This is a genomic window from Burkholderia sp. FW306-1C-G01B (genome assembly GCF_058781685.1).
This window is the reverse complement of the sequence record NZ_JBYSWZ010000001.1, coordinates 601,653-619,444: the sequence shown is the minus strand read 5'-3', so window position 1 is coordinate 619,444 and position 17,792 is coordinate 601,653. Positions and strand designations below refer to the sequence as shown.

Sequence of the window (17,792 nt, the reverse complement as noted above, 5' to 3'; positions counted from 1 at the left end):
CGCCATTGCGATACCGAAAGCGGCGCGCAATCCATGCCGCGCCGTGCGTCCCTGTTATTGACGTCCGTCGATCAGCCCAGCGGCCAGTTCAGGAACACGATGCCGTCGTTGTAGTCGTCGTCCGCGCCGTCTTCCGACCCGACGATCCCGAAAAACGACTTCTTGAAGATGTCGACCTGTCGCGAGCCGAGCCGCGACGGCTTGCCGTTCACCGTCACGATCACGCGCACGCGGCCCTTGCCGGAGTCGAGCACCTTCGTGCCGAGGTTCTGGTCCTGCACGCCCGCGCCCTTGAACGTGGCGGCCGGTTTCGGGTTGTCGTCGATGTAGATGTCGATCGTCTGGTCGTTCGACGCGTTGGTGAGCGCGGTGACGCCGAACTTGATGTTGGCCGGGAGATTGAACGTGCCGTCGCGTTCGCCGCCGCCGCCGATGTTGCCGGCGCCGCCGGTTCCGCTGCCGGTTTCGGCGCCCTGATTCCCGCCGGATTGCGACGACGATTGCGCGACGGCGTTACCGATTGCGGAAATGCTCGCGTACGAGTCGATATGCATCGCGCTGCCGCGCACGCTTTTCCACTGGCCTTTCACGAACGTCACGCCGCTGCCGACGTCGATCGTCGCGACGAGCGTGAACGGCATGCGCCCGGTGCTTTCGGGCACTTTGGACGAATAGGTGAAGCAGCCGTCCGCGACGACGCCCTTATCGGTCGCGATCGCGAAATAGATACCGGGGAAGTTGTTGCCGGTCGCGTACGGCGTCGGCACGTTGAGCGTGACGAGCAGCTTGCCGTCGCGAATGTTTGCCTGCTCTCTCGCAAGGTCGATATGCAGGCCCGGAATGTCGACGTAAGTCTCGGACGTGACGACGGGCGCGCTGTTGATCGATGCCGAAATGATGGGCATGGCGGTCTCCTGAAGGCGAAACGGGTTTGGATTGAGTGGCTTCGCGTTTTCGATGCGGAACCGCCGGGCCTCCTTGCAGGCGGCCCGGCGGTCATCGGTCATCGGTCAATCGGCGGGCGGCCGATCAGCCGATCGGCCATTGCAGCACGACGATGCCGTCGTTGTAGTCGCTGTCGTGGCCGTCTTCCGACACGACGATCCCGAAGTTGACCGTGAACGGCGAGCCGTCCGATTTCTTGCCGTTGATCGGCGCGAGGCGTGCGTCGGTGGCCGACGGCTTGCCGTTTACCGACACCTCGAAGCGGATCTTGCCGTTGCCGGAATTCAGCGTGGTTTCGCGCGGGCCGTCGCGCGTGGTCAGCTTGTGATAAGCGGCGGGTTCCTTGCTGTCGCCGATAAACAGCTTGATGTGCTGTTGTTCGGCGGCATTCGCGAAGAAAATCGCGCGGAAATCGGTATTCGGCGGAATCGAAAATTCGCCGGCGCGATTGGATGACGTTTGAGAATCGGCCATGCTTTCCTCCTGAAGATCAGTAGTAAGGCGTCTCCCCGCGTCTCGCAAACGTTTGCCGTTTGAAACGCGGTTCAACAAGCATGTCGAAAAATAAATAAGAAAATATTCAGATGAGAATGGGAATTGTTCAGTAAATCGAAAACCAAGGTGAATCGATTTAATGAAACATGTTTAATCGAGGATGTTTTTATATATTCCGGAAACTATGCCGGCGCGCGTGTCGTTTTTCTGAATAGTGCGCGGTACAGGCGGATCGGCTGCGGTGCAATCGGGCTTCGGGGCGAGCGCTCGGTGTTCGCATCTGGCAGCGTTCGTTTCAACATCAGCATCTCTGTCGTGGCCGCGCCCACCGGCCACCACCGAACGCCCACGCCGAAGCCCGATCGCAAGAGAAGGGTGCGCGGCGACCGGCGAAGAGGATGGACCGACTCACTCCGAACATGAATAGGGCCTCACCGGCGCCGCACCCGTGAAGCATAGCGACGGGCGCGGCCGCCGCCTATCGGACGGGACTGATTTTGCAGGCGGCGCGGCCATGCGATGCACGCGCGCCCCGTTGACAGCCCCCTCCACCCTGTGATCTGATTCCGGCCATGCAAGCCGCCCAGCCCCTCTTCTCGCTACGACTACTAGCCCGTTGTTCCGGGCTGGGTCTGCGGCTGCGCGCTTTCCATCTGCTTCTTTCCTGAAGCGCCAGATTTCCCCCGTATCACCGACCTGGCCCCGGTTGTCGACCGGCGCCTGAGTTCGTCTTTTCTCCGTATCGCTCCGCTCCGTCCCGGTCGCCCAACCGTCAAGGCCGTCGTTCGCCGTACCGCTTTGCCGTTGTGCCGCTTTTTTACCGCTTTGATCGCTGCGTGCGCAGCCGGCCTCCGCTGCTGAAGGCCGCCGCGCCGCGGTTTCCCGACAAACCGACCGAGGACCGAGCATCATGATGCTGAAGAACCCTGCAACGAAATACCGGCCGTTCACGCCCGTCAACCTGCCGAACCGCACGTGGCCGTCGCGCACCATCACGCACGCGCCGATCTGGATGAGCACCGACCTGCGCGACGGCAACCAGGCGCTGTTCGAGCCGATGGACGCGGCGCGCAAGATGCGGATGTTCAAGACGCTCGTCGCGATCGGTTTCAAGGAGATCGAGGTGGCGTTCCCGTCGGCGTCCGAGACCGACTTCAACTTCGTGCGCGAACTGGTCGAAGGCGGCCACATTCCCGACGACGTGACGATCGAGGTGCTGACGCAGGCGCGCGACGATCTGATCGAGCGCACCTTCGAATCGCTGCGCGGCGCGAAGCGCGCGATCGTGCACCTGTACAACGCGACCGCGCCGGAATTCCGCAAGATCGTGTTCGGCCTCGACCGCGACGGCGTGAAGCAGCTCGCGGTGAATGCGGCGCGCACGATCAAGCGTTGCGCCGATGCAGCGACCGACACGCAGTTCACGCTGCAGTACAGCCCGGAAACGTTTACGGCGACCGAGCTCGACTTCGCGAAGGAAGTCTGCGACGCCGTGTTCGACGTATGGCAGCCGACGCCTGAGCACAAGGCGATCGTGAACCTGCCGGCGACCGTCGAGGTCGGCACGCCGAACTTCTATGCGGACCAGATCGAATGGATGCACCGCAACCTCGCGCGTCGTGATGCGCTGATCCTGTCCGTGCATCCGCACAACGACCGCGGCACCGCGGTCGCGGCGGCCGAGCTCGCGGTGATGGCCGGTGCCGACCGGATCGAGGGCTGCCTGTTCGGCAACGGCGAGCGTACCGGCAACGTCGATCTCGTGACGCTCGCGCTGAACCTGTACACGCAGGGCGTCGATCCGGGCCTCGATTTCTCGCAGATCAACGAAGTCGCGCGCACCACCGAGGAATGCACGCAGTTGCCGATCCATCCGCGTCATCCGTACGTCGGCGACCTCGTGTTCACCGCGTTCTCCGGGTCGCACCAGGATGCGATCAAGAAGGGCTTCGCGGTGCAGCGCGCCGACGCCGTGTGGGAAATGCCGTATCTGCCGATCGATCCGAGCGACCTCGGCCGCACGTACGATTCGATCATTCGCGTGAACAGCCAGTCGGGCAAGGGCGGCATCGCGTACCTGCTCGAACAGGGTTATGGCGTCGCGCTGCCGCGTCGCCTGCAGGTCGACTTCAGCGCGGCCGTGCAGCGCCTGACCGACGACAGCGGGCACGAGGTGACGAGCGCGCAGATCTGGTCGCTGTTCCAGCAGGAATACGTGGAGGGCGACGCGCCGCTGCGCTATGTCGGCCATGAACTGTCGGAGCGCGACGGCCGCGAGACGATCGTGCTGACCGCCGACGTGCACGGCGAGCGCCGCGTGCTGCGCGGCGAAGGCAACGGTCCGCTCGATGCGCTGATGCATGCGCTGCGCACGCCGCTGCGAATCCAGCACTACGAGGAACGCGCGCTGTCGCAGGGCGCCGATGCGAAGGCGATCGCGATCGCGGAACTGGCCGGTTCGGGCGTGCGCGGCAGCGCGTTTGGTGTGGGCATCGACGCGAACCTGACGACCGCGTCGATTCGCGCGGTGATCAGCGGCGTCAACCGCGCGTATGCGCGGGCGGACGAAGCGGCGCAGGCGACGTTCTTTGGCGCGCAGGCGGCGGTGAAGGCCGTCGCGTAAACGGGATGGTGACGGCCGCGCCGGCGGGGCGGTGCGGCCTGACAAACCTGACAGGAGATGACTTCACGCAACGGGCGTATCGTGCTAGCGGCGCGCGCGGGGCCATTTTCCCGCGCCCATCACCATGAGGAATGCGTCATGTCGAAGCTCGATGCCCTGCGGGGCGACATCAAGGGGCAGGCCCAGGAAGCGGATCGCCACAACCTGGTTCGGCCGGACGTAAACGGTGCGCTGTGGGCGCGCGGCCTGACGACCAAGCGGGTGGCCGACCTGTTCCGGACGCTGCCGGGCTTGCCGGGTCACTGGATGCAGTTGCAGAACGAGGTCAACGCCGGGAATCGCTACTTCTACGGCGGCATCCAGAACGGCAGCGTGACGACCGAGGAAGGGAAGGCGCTGATCCGCTGGATCGCCAAGTCGGTCGTGAGCGCGGCCGAGAAGGCGTCGTTCGACTTCCCGCTGCAGCAACTGCGCTTCACGGCCGATATGGGCTGGCTCAAGCTGCAGCGCGTGTCGGGGCGCGTGATGGTGTTCTCGCAACCGTGAGCCGTGCGTCGAACCCGATGCTGACGGCCCGGGGAGCGCATCGGGACGTGCATCGGGAAGCGCGCGGCGCGTAGTTGAAGGCCGGGCTGTCGTCGGGTGAAGGGTTCGCCCGCTGGCGCAGTCGTTTTGTTTGTCCCCGTTCATTGGCCGCCGCTTCATCTCGAGGTGGCTTCTCGGAATTCGATATTTCGATTATTATCGAATAATGGAAACGAACCAGACCATCGCCGCGCTCTCGGCACTCGCACACGAATCCCGACTCGCCGTCTTCCGCACGCTCGTGCAGGCGGGACCGCAAGGTCTGCCGGCCGGGCAGATCGCCACGCTGCTGAATGTACCGCCTTCATCGTTGTCCTTTCATCTGAAGGAGCTGGCCCATGCAGCGCTCGTCACGAGCCGGCAGGAAGGCCGCTTCGTCATCTATGGCGCGAACTTCGCGACGATGAACGGCTTGCTGGCCTATCTCACGGAGAACTGCTGCGGCGGCAATCCGTGCTCGCCGGTGTCCGCGTGTTCGACGTCCGGCCCGCAACCTTGCTGAAGCGCTTTCGCATACCTCGCTCATGACCACGAACGTCCTGATCCTCTGTACCCACAACTCCGCGCGCAGCGTGCTCGCGGAAGGCATGCTCAATCATTGGGCCGCGAAGCTCGGCAAGGACGTGCGCGCGTACAGCGCCGGCAGTGCGCCGAGTGGCCGGCTCAATCCGTTCGCGCTGGAAGCGCTGACGAACGCCGGTGTCGACGTAAGCGGTTACCGCAGCAAGAGCTGGGACGAATTCACGGGCGACGGCGCGCCTGAAATGCGCGTCGTCATCACGGTGTGCGACAGCGCGGCCGCGGAGGCGTGCCCGTACTGGCCCGGCAGCCCCGTCAAAGTGCATTGGGGTTATGCCGATCCGTCGAACGCGGTGGGCGGCGACGAAGGCAAGCGGCTCGCGTTCGAACTCGCGCGCCAGGCGATCGGCTACCGGATGTTGCAATTGCTGGCGCTGCCGCTCGATCGCATGAGCAACGCCGAACTCCAGGCGGCACTGACCGAGATTTCCCGGAGCTGACCGTTCGCATGGCGGCCGGCCGAATTCACCGGCCGCCGGCAACTTCGAGGCCGATACCCGTCCAATGAACACGTCCAACGCCGCTCCTCCGGAGCAGGCTGTCGCCAAGCCTTCCATCAACTTCTTCGAACGCTATCTGACCGTCTGGGTGGCGCTTTGCATCGTCGCCGGCATCGCGCTCGGCCAGGCGCTGCCCGGCCTGTTCCAGCAGATCGGCCGGATGGAATACGCGCAGGTCAATCTGCCGGTCGGATTGCTGATCTGGCTGATGATCATCCCGATGCTCGTCAAGGTCGACTTCGGCGCGCTGCATGAAGTGCGTCAGCACGTGAAGGGCATCGGTGTCACGCTCGTCGTGAACTGGCTCGTCAAGCCGTTCTCGATGGCGTTCCTCGGCTGGCTGTTCATCCGGCATCTGTTCGCGCCGATGCTGCCGGCCGATCAGCTCGACAGCTACGTCGCAGGCCTGATCCTGCTGGCCGCCGCGCCGTGCACGGCGATGGTCTTTGTATGGAGCCGGCTGACGGGCGGCGATCCGCTGTTCACGCTGTCGCAGGTCGCGCTGAACGACAGCATCATGGTGATCGCGTTCGCGCCGCTGGTCGGCCTGCTGCTGGGGATGTCGGCGATATCCGTGCCGTGGGCGACGCTGCTCACGTCGGTCGTGCTCTATATCGTGATCCCGGTGATCCTCGCGCAGCTTTGGCGCAAGCGGCTGCTCGCGAACGGGCAGGCGGCGTTCGATGCCGCGATGGCCAAGATCGGCCCGTGGTCGATCGCCGCATTGCTGGCCACGCTCGTGCTGCTGTTCGCGTTCCAGGGCGAAGCGATCCTGAAGCAGCCGCTGGTGATCGCGTTGCTCGCGGTGCCGATCCTGATCCAGGTGTTTTTCAACTCGGCGCTCGCTTACTGGCTCAATCGCGCCGTGGGCGAGAAGCACAACATCGCGTGTCCGTCGGCGCTGATCGGCGCGTCCAATTTCTTCGAGCTGGCAGTCGCGGCTGCGATCAGCCTGTTCGGTTTTCATTCCGGCGCGGCGCTGGCCACCGTCGTCGGCGTGCTGATCGAAGTGCCGGTCATGTTGCTGGTGGTGCGCATTGTGAACCGGTCGAAGGGCTGGTACGAACGTGCTTGAGCAAACGGGAGAATCCATCTGCATGAACTACGTCACGATTCACTGCGATCACGCGGAGGGTACGCATGTCTGACCGTCTGGATAACCTGCCGCAACTCGACGTCGAATCGTTCCGCGTGCCGGATGCCGGCCAGTTGCGGCCGGCGGTGCCGTCGACGCATCCGCCCCGGTTCCTGCTTTTGTACGGCTCGCTGCGCGAGCGTTCGTTCAGCCGCCTGCTGATCGAGGAAGCCGCGCGCCTGCTCACGGCGATGGGCGCCGAAGTGCGCGTGTTCAATCCGAGCGGCCTGCCGCTGCCCGACGATGCGCCCGAGAGTCATCCGAAGGTCGTCGAATTGCGCGAACTGGTGCAATGGTCGGAAGGCATGGTGTGGTGCTCGCCGGAGCGGCACGGCGCGATGACCGGCATCATGAAAGCGCAGATCGACTGGATTCCGCTGTCGATGGGTGCCGTTCGCCCGACCCAGGGCAAGACGCTCGCCGTCATGCAGGTCAGCGGCGGCTCGCAATCGTTCAATGCGGTGAACCAGATGCGCGTGCTCGGACGCTGGATGCGCATGCTGACCATCCCGAACCAGTCGTCGGTGGCGAAGGCATTCGCGGAATTCGACGAGGCAGGGCGGATGAAGCCGTCGGCTTATTTCGATCGCGTGGTGGATGTGCTGGAGGAACTGGTCAAGTTCACGCTGCTGACGCGGGATATCGGGCCTTATCTGGTGGATCGATACAGCGAGCGGAAGGAAAGCGCGGAGGAACTGTCGAAGCGCGTCAATCAGCGCAGTATCTGACGCGCCCCGGTGCCGAGGGGCATGACGATCCGCAGCGAATCGTCGGCCACGTACACCTCGGCGCTCGCGAATCACTACCGCCTGAAAAGACTCCACCTTTCGAGGATCGGCATCATGCAACTACGCGCTGCGGCGGCATCCGATCTGGTCTCGATAGAGGCCCTGCTTCGTGCCTCCGACTTACCTGTTGCCGGTGTAGCGGATCACTTGCCGAATTTCACAGTGGCCGTTGACGCCCGGACCATCATTGCATGCGGCGGTATCGAACACTACGGCAACTTCGCGCTGATCCGTTCGATTGCCGTCGCTGCGCAAGCGCGCGGGGGCGGACTGGGAAAGACGATCGTTTCGCGCTTGCTGGCGGAATGCCGCAGTCGCGCGGTCGAAGCGGTAGCGTTGCGCACGACCACGGCGGAGCGCTATTTTGCTCGGCAGGGTTTTGTGCGCATTATGCTCAGTGACGTGCCTGGACCGCTGCTATCGTCCGGTCAGTTCGCAGGTGTGTGCCCGGCATCTGCGGCCATCATGCTGAAGGTGATTTAGTCGAACGATTCCCGCTTTACTTCGCAACGGTAACGCCTGCCGACCGCGAGTGCCCCGCAGGCCGCACCACGATTTCCACATGCTGATCAAACGACACCAGCGTCTGCATCAGCAACTCCAGCGAAACGTTCCGAAGCCTGTCGCGCTGCTCCGGGGTGACCACCGGCCGGGCCATCTCCGCGAGCGCCGCAGTCTCGGCCTCGCACAGCCCATACGAGGCGATCAGTGCGTTGAGTTTCAGCGCGAGCGCGGACTTGGCCGACAGTACCCCTGCGTCGTCGAAATCGGGGTCGAGCGGCACGTTGTCAGTGTCTTGATGCGAGTCGTTGCGATTCATTGCGCGCCTCCCGCCATCAACGAAAACTGCCGGTGTCCCGTTGCGGGATCGACATCGGGAAAGCGTCCTGCCCGACAGGGGCGCCGTCTCTTTCGTCCATCATCGGCGTGATCACCAGCCGACCGTGCGTCACGTCGAGCTGCAAGCGCTGCCCGGGCTCGAAACCCGCTGCCTCGATCCATCGGCCGGACAGCTTCATCCACAGATACAGCACGGGCGGTGCCCTGTCGGCGAACCGGAGGTGCGGAATGGTGCGGCGATATCGAGCGGACGCTCGAGCCGTGACGAAACAATCGTTGAAAACTGCCGGTGCGTTATGATTCGCGTCAGCCATGGTTGACTCCTTGCTGAAGTTGGCTGTGGTCAGCGGGTCGTGGGTGCTCCTACACTCACGGCCCGCGCTCGTTTGCGCGGGGATTTCGGCATGCCCTCGCATTGCGAATGATCGGGAAGCCGATTCATCCATTCGCGCAAACGTGCATCCACTGTAGACGAATCGACGGTGGAATAGGCATCGGTCAATTGCGTTCTGCCCACGTTAGCCATCAGGACAAGACACGTGCGCTTGTGTCTGCCGCGTTGGCCGGACGCCGTCACATCGTCTCCAAATGTCAATGCTCCGGCACATCCACCATCGGCATCGCATCGATGCCGTGCGCCGTCTCCGCCGCCATGCGTCGCGTAAGCGCATCGCCGGCCTGCTCGCGATAACGTTCGAACCCCCTCGCGAACGCGGCGGAGTCACCCGCGAGCGCGAGTCGCTCCAGCGTCGCGCAGAGATCCGATATCCCGCTTTCCCCGATCATCGCGAATGCGCCGCGCATGCTGTGGATCTCCGTGCGCGCCACCTTCAGGTCGCGATGCGTGAGTGCGTTCCTGCTGCTGTGCGTCGGCGTGCAGATCATGTTGACCGGTATCGCCGAGTTCGCGCGATCGATCGGTGCACAGGCGGGTTGAGCGAGGACGGGGCCGGTTTCGATTGCCGCGCCGTCAGCGTTTGCCGGCACATGAAACACCCCGGCGATGGCCGGTCGTGCGGGAAGCGGTCCGGCGGGTTGATCGGGACGGCGCCCGGATTTCGCGATTGCTGCGCGGTGGTGTTTGCCGGCGCGTGAAACACCCTGATGATGGCCGGTCGAGCGGGAAACAGTTCGGCCGCTGCGTCGCAAGCCGGCCTCGCGTTTCGCGTTCGCCGGCCTGCGCCGGACGACGCAGCCCCGGGATGTTCGCCGGGCCTATTGCCGCGACGCCTGACGATGCGTCGGCGCAGCCGTTTCCGCACCTCAGAGACCGAAGCGCGTATTCACCGTGTCCTTGAGCCTTGCGGCGGTGATCTCGCCCATGTGCGACTCGACGAGTTTGCCTTTTTCATCGAAGAACAGCGTCGTCGGCAGCCCGCGCGAACCGTAGGTCCGCATCGCGCCGAGCGAGCGGTCGAGCAGCACGTGGTCGAAGCGCAGCCCTTTGCGTTCAAGAAACGCGCGCACGGTCTGCACATCCTCGCCTTGATTGATCATCAGGAAACTGACGCCCGGGTAATCCTGTTGTGCCTGCGCCAGGATCGGCATTTCGCGCTGGCACGGCGGGCACCAGGTCGCCCACAGGTTCACGACGACGGGTTTGCCCGCGTAGCGGTTCGGTGCGACGGGCGTCGCATCGAGCGTCTCGACCCGTAGCGCGGACAGCGGCGGCGCCGTGCGGTCGAACGTCGCCAGCACACCCTGCGCCGCACCCCAAGCCAACATGCCGGCGGCGATGCCGGCGAGCGCGGGGCGCGCCAGCCCCGGCAGGCGGCGCGACCGCCAGCCGATATAGGCGAGCGCGACCGGCAAGCCGATCCACCAGGTAAAGCCACCGTCGCCGAGCGCGACGAGGGATTTCGGTGACGCGAAATAGTCCGGCCACCAGCGCGCGATATAGCCGACGCGAGCGGCGATCAGCCCGATCAGCAGCGCGTCGAGCAGCAGGCTCGCGGAAGTTTTGTGCTGACCGTCCGGTCGAGTGCGCTGCGCGAAGCGCGCGACGAGCCACGCGATCAGGGCGGCGATGGCTACGGCCACGACCCTTACGGAAAAGGGGCCGATGCTCAGCATGAGGAAGCGTTCATTGTCGTTGATCGAATGAGGAATGCGTTGATGATTGGCGGTCAGGCACACGCTGCGTTGCCGTGGCGCTGGCATCGTCGCGTTGCTTCGATGCGCATGCGCCGCAATGCGGACAGACCGCCGCACTGGCATCGCCGGACGATGCTTGCTGCGCCCGTCCGCGTTCGAGCACGGACGCGACGAGCTCCGCGCCCATGATACCGGTCGGGAACGCGATGATGCCGTAACCGAGCAGGATCGCGCACGACGTGATCAGCCGGCCGAGCGGCGTATGCGGCGTCAGGTCGTCGTAACCGGTCGTGCTCATCGTCACGGCGGCCCGGTACACGCCGACCGGAATGCCCGTGATGCCGTTCTCGGGGCCTTCGACGAGAAAAATCACCGTGCCGAGGATCACGGCGATCATGAACATTCCGCCGATGAACACGAAGATCTTGCGCCGCGCACGCGCGAGCGCGCGGATCAGCATCTGGCCTTCCTCGAGATAGATCGCGAGCCCGAGTATGCGGAATACGCGCAGCAGCCGCAGCAGGCGCACGTCGATCAGCGCATGCAGGCCGGGGAAGAAAAACGCGAGATAGGTCGGAGGGATCGACACGAGATCGACGATGCCGAAGAAGCCGCGCGCATAGGCGGCGGGCTTCGGCTCCGTGAAGAGCCGCATCGCATATTCGACGGTGAACAGCAGCGTGAACGCCCACTCGGCCGCGTACAGCGCGTTCCGGTACTGCGCGTGCAGTTCCTGCACGCTGTCGATCATCACGACGAACACGCTCGCGACGATCAGCGCGAGCACCGCGATGTCGAGGCTGCGGAGGAGGCGGGGACGACGGATCGCGTCGCGGATCGCGTCGCGCATCGTATGGACGAGGGGGAGGTCGAGAGGTTCACGGGTCGGAGTTTACGAGCCGCCCGACGCCAAACCTATCGGACCTGTCTGAATTGCCGGTGGATCTTCTTGCGCCCGAAAATCAGACCAGACTGATTCCCGGATGCGGAGCGCTCGTCAACAATGGATCTACCGGACGGCGTGGTGGCTGGCCGGTGTCTCCGTCTGAACACGGAAGACCTCTCCTTTACGGCTGCTTCAGGGCAGCCGTTTTTTTGCCGCCTTGCGTACGACGCCGATCGCCAATACAACGAAGACACGGACGAGCGCATGTCCGATCGGAATGCGGTAATCGAAGCCGCGACGCGTGCCTGTTGCCAAGGGGCATGCTCAAAGGAGAATCTGCTCGATGAAGATCGTTGCGGTCGCAACCCGCATCGTAGCCGTTGGGTGAGCGCAGCGGCTGCTGCCCGACGGGCCGCGAATCCGCGGTCCGTCGGGCGGCGGACATTACAGTTTCTTCTCGTGAGCCGCGTCCGCTTGTTGCGCGCCGGCCGACGGGTCGAGCGTCGACAGCGTCTTCTCGGTGAAATTCTCGTACAGCCAGTCCATGCGTGTCCCGTCCATACCGGCGATACCGCCGAGTGCATACGATGCCGACACCTTGAAGCGGTCGACCTGACGATTGTCGGTGCCGACGAGCGTCACGGTGCCGTCGACATGATCGCTGCCCGCCATGAAGCCGAACATGACCGCGGAGAAACTCGAGCGCACCCGAATGCCGGTGACTTCGACGTTCAGGTGCATTGCATCGGTTGAATCGGCCTTTGCCAGAAGCTTGCGTGCGTACAGTGCGTTTTCGATTTGCTCCTGCAGTTTCTTGGGGCTGAACTTCAGATTGTCTTTCAACGCTTCCTGGGCAGCCGCGTCCAGCGTAACTTTCACGATAACCGGCTTGGTGCCGAATTTGGACGTCGACGCAGTCGCGGTGGCCCCCGCCTGATTACCTGCGTCGCGTGTCACGCTGCTTGCGCAGCCCGACAGGAAGCCGATCGTCACCAGTGCCAGAGTGGCATGACGGATAACAGATTTCATGATTTGGTCTATTGATTAAGGTTATTTGAGATGGCTCTGTGGCCGGGCGAAAATTTATCACGGGGGGATCTGATTCAAATGGTCGAATTGACAGAAAACGCCCCGGCATTTATTCGCCACGGGCGTTTTTTTTTCGCGGATCGAGGATATGAGCACGCTGCGCGGCGATCCGGTTTCGTTCTACCCGAATCCGAACGAGGAGAAGCGGTGACGCAGGCGCGGTAAACAGGCATCCGCTGCCGCGCCGCCGATCACTTACGTGCGGTCACTGACCGTTGCCGGATGCCGCGCCGCCGAGCCTGTAGGCCGTGAAGAATTCGTACCACGGCGAACCTTCCGCAATCGGTACGCCGAGCGCCGATATGCGTCGCTTCAGCGCCCCGAACACGTTGTTGATGCGGGCCGTCTGCGCGGCGTCATTGAATGGATAGGGCCGGGACCTTCCCGCCGCGAACGCGCCATACGCGATCGCGAGCAGGCGTGCGCTGTCGTCGGTGCCCGCGATCGCCGCGTCGATCGCTTCGACGAAGCGCGGCCGGTCTTCGGCGCGCGACCCGGACAGGCACAGGAATACGATGGCCGACAGTTCATGCAGGTCGTTCACCTGCAGCAAGGCGGGCAGCCGCGCGACGATCCGTTCCACCGGCTCTTCACGCAGCGCGTCGCCGAAGTCGAGCACGGCGGCCATCGGATTCCTGTCTGATTTCAGGCGATCGAGCGCAGCCGGCGTGGCCGACGCGCCGTCCGGCAACGACGGCGGCGCGGATCGCAACGCATCCGCCACCTGCTGCGTCCATTCCGGAAAGATCATCCGCACGTTACCGAACTGTTCGCCGCCTTCTGCCGCCGGATTCCATCGATAAACGATCGTGCCGCCGCGAATGAACGGCGAATACAGATGCTCGGGCGTTTGCGGCAGCGGCCGCCGATTGATCGGCAGCCACGCGAGCGTCAGCCAGTCGTAGCGGCCGGTCGCGGGCACCGACGGGCTCGAACTCGCGACGACCTGCCACGTGCCGCGATTCGCATAACGGCGGCGCGCGTCGGGCACCGGGACGGTCCGGCCTTTCGCGGTGTCGAAATACGTCGCGCCGGTCACGTTCGCGCCGCTGTCCGCGGCCGGCGTGATGGTGGAGATGACCCACGACGAACCATTGGCCGAACGGTAGTCGGACGGCTTCAGCGTGGCGACATCGTGAACCATGCGCGTTTCCGCCGCGACGGGGCTCGGGGGGAGATTGGCGGGAGCGGCGACGATACTCGGCATGGGCTTTCCTCGGAATCGGGTGCGTATCGTCGAACGGGGACGAGGCACGGCGGCGCGGGTTGTTTTCTGTAACTGTAGAACTTCGCCGCCGGAAACGGAAAGCGCCGGATGTGGCGCAACCCGGTCATGCGAACCGCTGCCGGACCATGCCGATACGGATGGATCGGTTGAAGCAGTGGGCGCACGTACCGCTGTTTCTGTGGATCAAGGGGAGGCCGGCGGGGTGAGGCAGGCGCAGGAGGTCGGACTTGTTCCCGTCGGCTGAATCTGCGCGGGTATCAGTTTTCCTTGCCGTGATTTGCCAGCAATTCCGAGCGGCCAATCACCTCTCTCGCGTTATCAGCCCGGTCCGCGTCTGAGAACCCGGCGGCCTCGATGACCGGCGTGAGTGCTTTGAGCGCCACTTGTGGCTTGGCGCTGCGGAGCGACCCCATGCCTTCGTTCCATGCGTGCAGCATCTGCTTCGCGATCCAGTGCCACCGCGTTTCATTTTTCGCCGCTTCGACGATGTCTTTTCCTGTTGATACGGCGGAGTCGCACAGTGCTTCGACCATTTCGCGATATTGCTTCGGCGGAATGCCGAGACGCGTGTTGAAAAAGCGTTCCAGCGTCTTGCCAGGTGCCCACGTTTTGCGACCTTCGACGCTCAGGCCGGGGGGATTGTTCGCAAAGCGCGGATAGGCCTCAGTGGTGACAATGTCGTAGGCTGGCGTGTAGACGACGTCATCGATGTTCGAGTAGAGGAGAGCGATGTTCTTGGCGTGGCAGTCCGCGTTGCGCACAACATAGTTGGCGATGAGCTGCCAGCCGAGTTGCTCGGCCTCTCGTCTCCAATTGGCGGCGCTGATATAAGGCTTCGTTGCGTTGAGGATCTGTTCGGTCGACGGGCGGTATTTCTCGTGAGGAGGAAGCCCAAGCAGGCTACAAGCGTCTTCCAGGCCAAACGTCGGTTTGCCTTGCTCGTCGACGTCGAACCGGTCAACGACGAGCACGCGGCCATCGTCCGACATCGCGGTCTTGGCTACCCGGGCGACGCCGAGTTTTGCCAGCACCTGCATCGAGTAGTGCTCGTTGAAACCAAGATAGGGTGTTTGCTCATCGGATCCCTTGATGATGTGTCGGCTCGTGCGGAGTGTTTGCTTGCCTACCTGTGCCTGGGTCGGCGAGAGTTCAGGCGCAAGGAATTTGGGCACGGCACCTGAAATTGCCGCGCGAGCGTAGTACCGTACAAGTTCCGCAAAGCGAGCGGTTGTGATGTCCTCGTGCAGCAGGCTCTTCAGGTCGAGCGGGTCGAGTTCACCGCCTGGCGCGCCATCTTCTGGGGCGACGGTTACCCGGCCGATGCCGGCGCTGCCGATGACGGCCAGAAGCGAAAGGTCTGTTCCATCGAGATAGGGGCCGAACTCTTCGCGAATCACCTGAAAGAGAAAACCTTCCGGCAAGTTTTGCCGGAAGAAGGGATGCAAGTCGCGAGGCCAGACCCAGGGATCTTCGCGAACGGGCATGGTCAGGCTGGCAAAATCTTCGGCGGTAGCGTCCGCGGTGTAACGCAGCGCATAGTCGTCCGCCTGGCGATAGAGATGAGCAACGAGTCTGTCTTTGACGTAGACGGGGAGGCGCATGTCACGAATCTCCCATCGTGCGTTGTTCGGTCAGTATGTCGTCCAGCGTGCGTCCATGTCCGCGCTTGACCGCTCGCAGGTCATAACCGGCTGCTTCAAGGAGGCGAACGAGCGCAGATACGCTCATGTCGCCTCGCGCAAGCGTTTCCATGCGGGCGAGCGTCGTACGCGCGACACCGGCGCGCTCGGCCAGCTCTTGCTGTGAGAGACCTGCCGCGCGGCGGCCTTCTCTCAGCATTTCTCCAACATCGGCCAGTGTTGTCATTTGTAGCCCCGAGGCATCAAAAATTGCCAGATTGGTTCTGATTGTAGCCCTTCTGCTACAAAATGACATATTTAAATTGTCGCCTTGGGGATACAGGAGCTGGCGAAGAGGAAGATTTTGTGGCCCCGGGGCTACCAAGGCTGCCGAGGCGACCGTTTCCGGGATTGAGCATGGGATTCAATCGTGCGGGGCAATTCCGGAGGCGGCGCTGCCCATGTTTCGCCATTTGGCTCATTGAAGCAATGGTCACGAGTGCCGCCGTTTCCGTGGATCAAGGCGCGGCCGCTGGGTTGACCACCCGCCCCGCCGTGCTCAGCGCGGCAACACCTTCCTGTAGACCACGAACCCCGATTTTTCCGCGACGGTGTCGTACAGCCGCATCGCCGTGTGATTCGTCTCGTGCGTCTGCCAGTACACGCGTTCGGCGCGATGCTGGCGCGCGGCGTCGTACACGGCCTCGATCAGCGCGCGGCCGACGCCCTTGCCGCGCTCGCTGTCGAGCGTGAACAGATCCTGCAGATAGCAGGTCGGCCCGGCGAGCGTCGTGCTGCGGTGATACAGGAAATGCGCGAGCCCGACCAGCTTGCCGTCGCGCTCCGCGACGAAAGCATGTACGGGTTCGTAGCCGTCGAAGAAGCGCGACCACGTGAGCTGCGTGATGGCCGGTGGCAGTGCCGTGTCGCCGAAGCGTCCGTAGAAGCGGTTGTAGCCGTCCCACAGCGGCAGCCAGTGGTCATAGTCGTCTTCCCGGACCGCGCGTACGGTCAGGCCGGCGTCGTTGGCGTTCATGTTTGCGGACCTTTCGATCAGGAGTGGGCGCGAGTTCCGCGCTCGACGAAGCCACGGAGCGCGACATCATGGAGCATGTGCGGCTGTTGGCCCGTGATGTCACGGTGATCGCGATCACGCACCGGCGTTCGGCCATCGGCGCGACCGACAAGGTCGTGCGGCTCGGCGACGCGGGCGTGCCAGCGTAGTGCGGCACGGCCACGTCCGTCGGCCGTCGCCCCTTACCCGCGCATCGGCGGATTGAGTCGCGCGAACGCCTGTTGCCGGCGATACGGGAAGTACGGATACGGCGCTTGCACCGCGCTCGCCGCGTCGAGCGTCGCGACCTGCGCATCGGTCAGCGACCAGCCGACCGCGCCGAGGTTCTGGCGCAGTTGTTCCTCGTTGCGCGCGCCGATGATCACCGACGACACGGTCGGTCGTTGCAGCAGCCAGTTCAGCGCGATCTGCGGCACGGTTTTGCCGGTTTCCTCCGCGATCGCGTCGAGCGCATCGACCACGTCGTACAGGCGCTCGTCGTCGACCGGCGGCCCGTAGCTGGCCGTTTCATGCAGGCGGCTGCCTTCGGGCAGCGGCGCGTTGCGGCGGATCTTGCCGGTGAGCCGGCCCCAGCCGAGCGGGCTCCACACGAGCGCGCCAAGGCCCTGGTCCGCGCCGAGCGGCATCAGGTCCCACTCGTAGTCGCGGCCGACGAGCGAGTAGTAGACCTGGTTCGCCACGTAACGCGACCACCCGTAGCGATCGGCTGCCGCAAGCGATTTCATGATCTGCCAGCCCGCGAAATTCGATACGCCGATGTAGCGCAGCTTGCCCGCGCGCACCAGTTCGTCCAGCGTCGACATCACTTCCTCGACCGGCGTGCCCGCGTCGAACGCATGCAGTTGCAGCAGGTCGATGTAGTCGGTGTCGAGGCGGCGCAGCGCGGCGTCGACGGCGCGCACAAGCCGTGCGCGCGACGTGCCCGCGTCGTTCGGGCCATCGCCGGTCGGCAGGCCCGTCTTCGTCGAAATCAACACCCGGTCGCGACGCCCCTTGAGCGCCGCGCCGAGCACGCGTTCGGATTCGCCGTCCGAATACACGTCGGCGGTGTCGAACAGGTTGACGCCGGCTTCCAGGCAGATGTCGACCAGGCGGCGCGCTTCGTCGACGCCCGTGTTGCCCCATGCGCCGAACAACGGGCCGGTGCCGCCGAACGTGCCGGCACCGAAGCTCAGGACGGGAACCTTGAGGCCGGAGCGGCCGAGCGTACGGTATTCCATGTGCGTTTCCTTTGAATGGTCGAAGCCCGGCGCGTGCCGGACGGGCGCTCGTCGGCGGAATCACACTGTATCGCTTGCGGATATTTCAGAT

Annotated in this window: 21 protein-coding genes and 2 pseudogenes; 10 read left to right on the top strand and 13 right to left on the bottom strand. The window is 64.0% G+C overall.

All coding sequences use genetic code 11. The annotated features are described in order from the left end of the window. Window positions 1–71 precede the first annotated feature (71 nt). Together AC3WLY_RS02825 and AC3WLY_RS02820 are read right to left on the bottom strand one after the other, a co-directional pair. Window positions 72–905, bottom strand: coding sequence for a fucose-binding lectin II (locus AC3WLY_RS02825; protein WP_492310434.1), 834 nt, complete (start codon window positions 903–905; stop codon window positions 72–74). Window positions 906–1,029: 124 nt separating this feature from the next. After that, window positions 1,030–1,419, bottom strand: coding sequence for a fucose-binding lectin II (locus AC3WLY_RS02820; protein ID WP_034181081.1), 390 nt, complete (start codon window positions 1,417–1,419; stop codon window positions 1,030–1,032). Between the two features lie 934 nt (window positions 1,420–2,353). Between AC3WLY_RS02820 and leuA the strand changes: the two genes are divergently transcribed. The 7 genes from leuA to arsN2 all read left to right on the top strand — a co-directional run bounded on the left by leuA (window position 2,354) and on the right by arsN2 (window position 8,133). Then, window positions 2,354–4,063: a 2-isopropylmalate synthase gene (gene leuA / locus AC3WLY_RS02815; RefSeq protein WP_492310450.1), complete on the top strand. Its 1,710-nt coding sequence runs from the start codon at window positions 2,354–2,356 to the stop codon at window positions 4,061–4,063. Between the two features lie 138 nt (window positions 4,064–4,201). After that, window positions 4,202–4,609, top strand: coding sequence for a peptide ABC transporter ATPase (locus tag AC3WLY_RS02810; RefSeq protein WP_072438137.1), 408 nt, complete (start codon window positions 4,202–4,204; stop codon window positions 4,607–4,609). Window positions 4,610–4,814: 205 nt separating this feature from the next. Next, entirely contained in the window at window positions 4,815–5,150 is a 336-nt protein-coding gene (locus tag AC3WLY_RS02805; protein ID WP_072438139.1) for an ArsR/SmtB family transcription factor, read from the top strand. A 22-nt stretch (window positions 5,151–5,172) separates the two neighbouring features. Next, entirely contained in the window at window positions 5,173–5,667 is a 495-nt protein-coding gene (locus tag AC3WLY_RS02800; RefSeq protein WP_425130347.1) for an arsenate reductase ArsC, read from the top strand. 64 nt (window positions 5,668–5,731) lie between these two features. Then, the gene (arsB, locus tag AC3WLY_RS02795) at window positions 5,732–6,802 is read left to right on the top strand and encodes an ACR3 family arsenite efflux transporter (RefSeq protein WP_492310433.1); all 1,071 of its coding nucleotides are present in this window, start codon (window positions 5,732–5,734) and stop codon (window positions 6,800–6,802) included. A gap of 65 nt (window positions 6,803–6,867) precedes the next feature. Further along, window positions 6,868–7,590: an arsenical resistance protein ArsH gene (arsH, locus tag AC3WLY_RS02790; protein WP_492310432.1), complete on the top strand. Its 723-nt coding sequence runs from the start codon at window positions 6,868–6,870 to the stop codon at window positions 7,588–7,590. Window positions 7,591–7,611: 21 nt separating this feature from the next. Beyond that, window positions 7,612–8,133 carry an arsenic resistance N-acetyltransferase ArsN2 gene (arsN2, locus tag AC3WLY_RS02785; RefSeq protein WP_310130461.1) on the top strand — a complete coding sequence of 174 codons (522 nt, stop codon included), beginning with the start codon at window positions 7,612–7,614 and terminating at the stop codon, window positions 8,131–8,133. A 16-nt stretch (window positions 8,134–8,149) separates the two neighbouring features. Here the strand turns inward: arsN2 and AC3WLY_RS02780 are convergent, their stop codons facing one another. From AC3WLY_RS02780 to AC3WLY_RS02770, 3 genes are all read right to left on the bottom strand, one after another. Next, entirely contained in the window at window positions 8,150–8,470 is a 321-nt protein-coding gene (locus tag AC3WLY_RS02780; protein WP_310130464.1) for an XRE family transcriptional regulator, read from the bottom strand. Window positions 8,471–8,486: 16 nt separating this feature from the next. Continuing rightward, complete coding sequence (locus tag AC3WLY_RS02775; RefSeq protein WP_492310431.1) at window positions 8,487–8,804, bottom strand: SymE family type I addiction module toxin; 318 nt, start codon at window positions 8,802–8,804, stop codon at window positions 8,487–8,489. A 277-nt stretch (window positions 8,805–9,081) separates the two neighbouring features. Continuing rightward, window positions 9,082–9,294: a hypothetical protein gene (locus AC3WLY_RS02770; protein WP_244137267.1), complete on the bottom strand. Its 213-nt coding sequence runs from the start codon at window positions 9,292–9,294 to the stop codon at window positions 9,082–9,084. Window positions 9,295–9,334: 40 nt separating this feature from the next. On the opposite strand from AC3WLY_RS02770, the pseudogene AC3WLY_RS02765 reads away from it, so the two are divergent. Then, window positions 9,335–9,427 (top strand): annotated as a pseudogene (locus AC3WLY_RS02765) (MarC family protein); the annotation flags it as partial. Between the two features lie 326 nt (window positions 9,428–9,753). Here the strand turns inward: AC3WLY_RS02765 and AC3WLY_RS02760 are convergent. The 4 genes from AC3WLY_RS02760 to AC3WLY_RS02745 form a co-directional block, all read right to left on the bottom strand. Then, window positions 9,754–10,563 (bottom strand): TlpA family protein disulfide reductase, encoded by an 810-nt coding sequence (locus AC3WLY_RS02760; RefSeq protein WP_175960243.1) that lies wholly within the window; start codon window positions 10,561–10,563, stop codon window positions 9,754–9,756. 10 nt (window positions 10,564–10,573) lie between these two features. Then, window positions 10,574–11,434 (bottom strand): ion transporter, encoded by an 861-nt coding sequence (locus AC3WLY_RS02755; protein ID WP_310130473.1) that lies wholly within the window; start codon window positions 11,432–11,434, stop codon window positions 10,574–10,576. Between the two features lie 480 nt (window positions 11,435–11,914). Beyond that, window positions 11,915–12,499 carry a DUF4410 domain-containing protein gene (locus tag AC3WLY_RS02750; RefSeq protein WP_310130476.1) on the bottom strand — a complete coding sequence of 195 codons (585 nt, stop codon included), beginning with the start codon at window positions 12,497–12,499 and terminating at the stop codon, window positions 11,915–11,917. A gap of 265 nt (window positions 12,500–12,764) precedes the next feature. Then, window positions 12,765–13,766, bottom strand: a complete 1,002-nt coding sequence (locus AC3WLY_RS02745; protein ID WP_492310430.1) for a hypothetical protein — start codon at window positions 13,764–13,766, stop codon at window positions 12,765–12,767. A gap of 130 nt (window positions 13,767–13,896) precedes the next feature. Between AC3WLY_RS02745 and AC3WLY_RS02740 the strand changes: the two are divergent. Further along, window positions 13,897–13,993 (top strand): annotated as a pseudogene (locus tag AC3WLY_RS02740) (class I SAM-dependent methyltransferase); the annotation flags it as partial. Window positions 13,994–14,044: 51 nt separating this feature from the next. On the opposite strand, the gene AC3WLY_RS02735 reads toward AC3WLY_RS02740, so the two are convergent. The 3 genes from AC3WLY_RS02735 to AC3WLY_RS02725 form a co-directional block, all read right to left on the bottom strand. Beyond that, window positions 14,045–15,388 (bottom strand): type II toxin-antitoxin system HipA family toxin, encoded by a 1,344-nt coding sequence (locus tag AC3WLY_RS02735; protein ID WP_492310429.1) that lies wholly within the window; start codon window positions 15,386–15,388, stop codon window positions 14,045–14,047. Window position 15,389: 1 nt separating this feature from the next. Beyond that, on the bottom strand, window positions 15,390–15,653 hold the full coding sequence (locus AC3WLY_RS02730) for a helix-turn-helix domain-containing protein (protein WP_152855977.1): 264 nt from the start codon (window positions 15,651–15,653) through the stop codon (window positions 15,390–15,392). Between the two features lie 312 nt (window positions 15,654–15,965). Continuing rightward, window positions 15,966–16,442: a GNAT family N-acetyltransferase gene (locus tag AC3WLY_RS02725; protein ID WP_310130485.1), complete on the bottom strand. Its 477-nt coding sequence runs from the start codon at window positions 16,440–16,442 to the stop codon at window positions 15,966–15,968. 23 nt (window positions 16,443–16,465) lie between these two features. Here AC3WLY_RS02725 and AC3WLY_RS02720 point away from each other — a divergent pair, with 23 nt between their 5' ends. Further along, on the top strand, window positions 16,466–16,630 hold the full coding sequence (locus tag AC3WLY_RS02720) for a P-loop NTPase family protein (RefSeq protein WP_208457416.1): 165 nt from the start codon (window positions 16,466–16,468) through the stop codon (window positions 16,628–16,630). Window positions 16,631–16,663: 33 nt separating this feature from the next. Here AC3WLY_RS02720 and AC3WLY_RS02715 read toward each other — a convergent pair whose 3' ends face one another. Beyond that, window positions 16,664–17,701: an aldo/keto reductase gene (locus AC3WLY_RS02715; RefSeq protein ID WP_175960257.1), complete on the bottom strand. Its 1,038-nt coding sequence runs from the start codon at window positions 17,699–17,701 to the stop codon at window positions 16,664–16,666. Window positions 17,702–17,792 lie beyond the last annotated feature (91 nt).

Bases quoted from the DNA above. Each gene is read 5' to 3' on its own strand.
- AC3WLY_RS02825 (WP_492310434.1), bottom strand. From the start codon at position 905: ATGCCCATCATTTCGGCATCGATCAACAGCGCGCCCGTCGTCACGTCC.
- AC3WLY_RS02820 (WP_034181081.1), bottom strand. From the start codon at position 1,419: ATGGCCGATTCTCAAACGTCATCCAATCGCGCCGGCGAATTTTCGATT.
- leuA (WP_492310450.1), top strand. From the start codon at position 2,354: ATGCTGAAGAACCCTGCAACGAAATACCGGCCGTTCACGCCCGTCAAC.
- AC3WLY_RS02810 (WP_072438137.1), top strand. From the start codon at position 4,202: ATGTCGAAGCTCGATGCCCTGCGGGGCGACATCAAGGGGCAGGCCCAG.
- AC3WLY_RS02805 (WP_072438139.1), top strand. From the start codon at position 4,815: ATGGAAACGAACCAGACCATCGCCGCGCTCTCGGCACTCGCACACGAA.
- AC3WLY_RS02800 (WP_425130347.1), top strand. From the start codon at position 5,173: ATGACCACGAACGTCCTGATCCTCTGTACCCACAACTCCGCGCGCAGC.
- arsB (WP_492310433.1), top strand. From the start codon at position 5,732: ATGAACACGTCCAACGCCGCTCCTCCGGAGCAGGCTGTCGCCAAGCCT.
- arsH (WP_492310432.1), top strand. From the start codon at position 6,868: ATGTCTGACCGTCTGGATAACCTGCCGCAACTCGACGTCGAATCGTTC.
- arsN2 (WP_310130461.1), top strand. From the start codon at position 7,612: ATGACGATCCGCAGCGAATCGTCGGCCACGTACACCTCGGCGCTCGCG.
- AC3WLY_RS02780 (WP_310130464.1), bottom strand. From the start codon at position 8,470: ATGAATCGCAACGACTCGCATCAAGACACTGACAACGTGCCGCTCGAC.
- AC3WLY_RS02775 (WP_492310431.1), bottom strand. From the start codon at position 8,804: ATGGCTGACGCGAATCATAACGCACCGGCAGTTTTCAACGATTGTTTC.
- AC3WLY_RS02770 (WP_244137267.1), bottom strand. From the start codon at position 9,294: ATGCGCGGCGCATTCGCGATGATCGGGGAAAGCGGGATATCGGATCTC.
- AC3WLY_RS02760 (WP_175960243.1), bottom strand. From the start codon at position 10,563: ATGCTGAGCATCGGCCCCTTTTCCGTAAGGGTCGTGGCCGTAGCCATC.
- AC3WLY_RS02755 (WP_310130473.1), bottom strand. From the start codon at position 11,434: ATGCGCGACGCGATCCGCGACGCGATCCGTCGTCCCCGCCTCCTCCGC.
- AC3WLY_RS02750 (WP_310130476.1), bottom strand. From the start codon at position 12,499: ATGAAATCTGTTATCCGTCATGCCACTCTGGCACTGGTGACGATCGGC.
- AC3WLY_RS02745 (WP_492310430.1), bottom strand. From the start codon at position 13,766: ATGCCGAGTATCGTCGCCGCTCCCGCCAATCTCCCCCCGAGCCCCGTC.
- AC3WLY_RS02735 (WP_492310429.1), bottom strand. From the start codon at position 15,388: ATGCGCCTCCCCGTCTACGTCAAAGACAGACTCGTTGCTCATCTCTAT.
- AC3WLY_RS02730 (WP_152855977.1), bottom strand. From the start codon at position 15,653: ATGACAACACTGGCCGATGTTGGAGAAATGCTGAGAGAAGGCCGCCGC.
- AC3WLY_RS02725 (WP_310130485.1), bottom strand. From the start codon at position 16,442: ATGAACGCCAACGACGCCGGCCTGACCGTACGCGCGGTCCGGGAAGAC.
- AC3WLY_RS02715 (WP_175960257.1), bottom strand. From the start codon at position 17,701: ATGGAATACCGTACGCTCGGCCGCTCCGGCCTCAAGGTTCCCGTCCTG.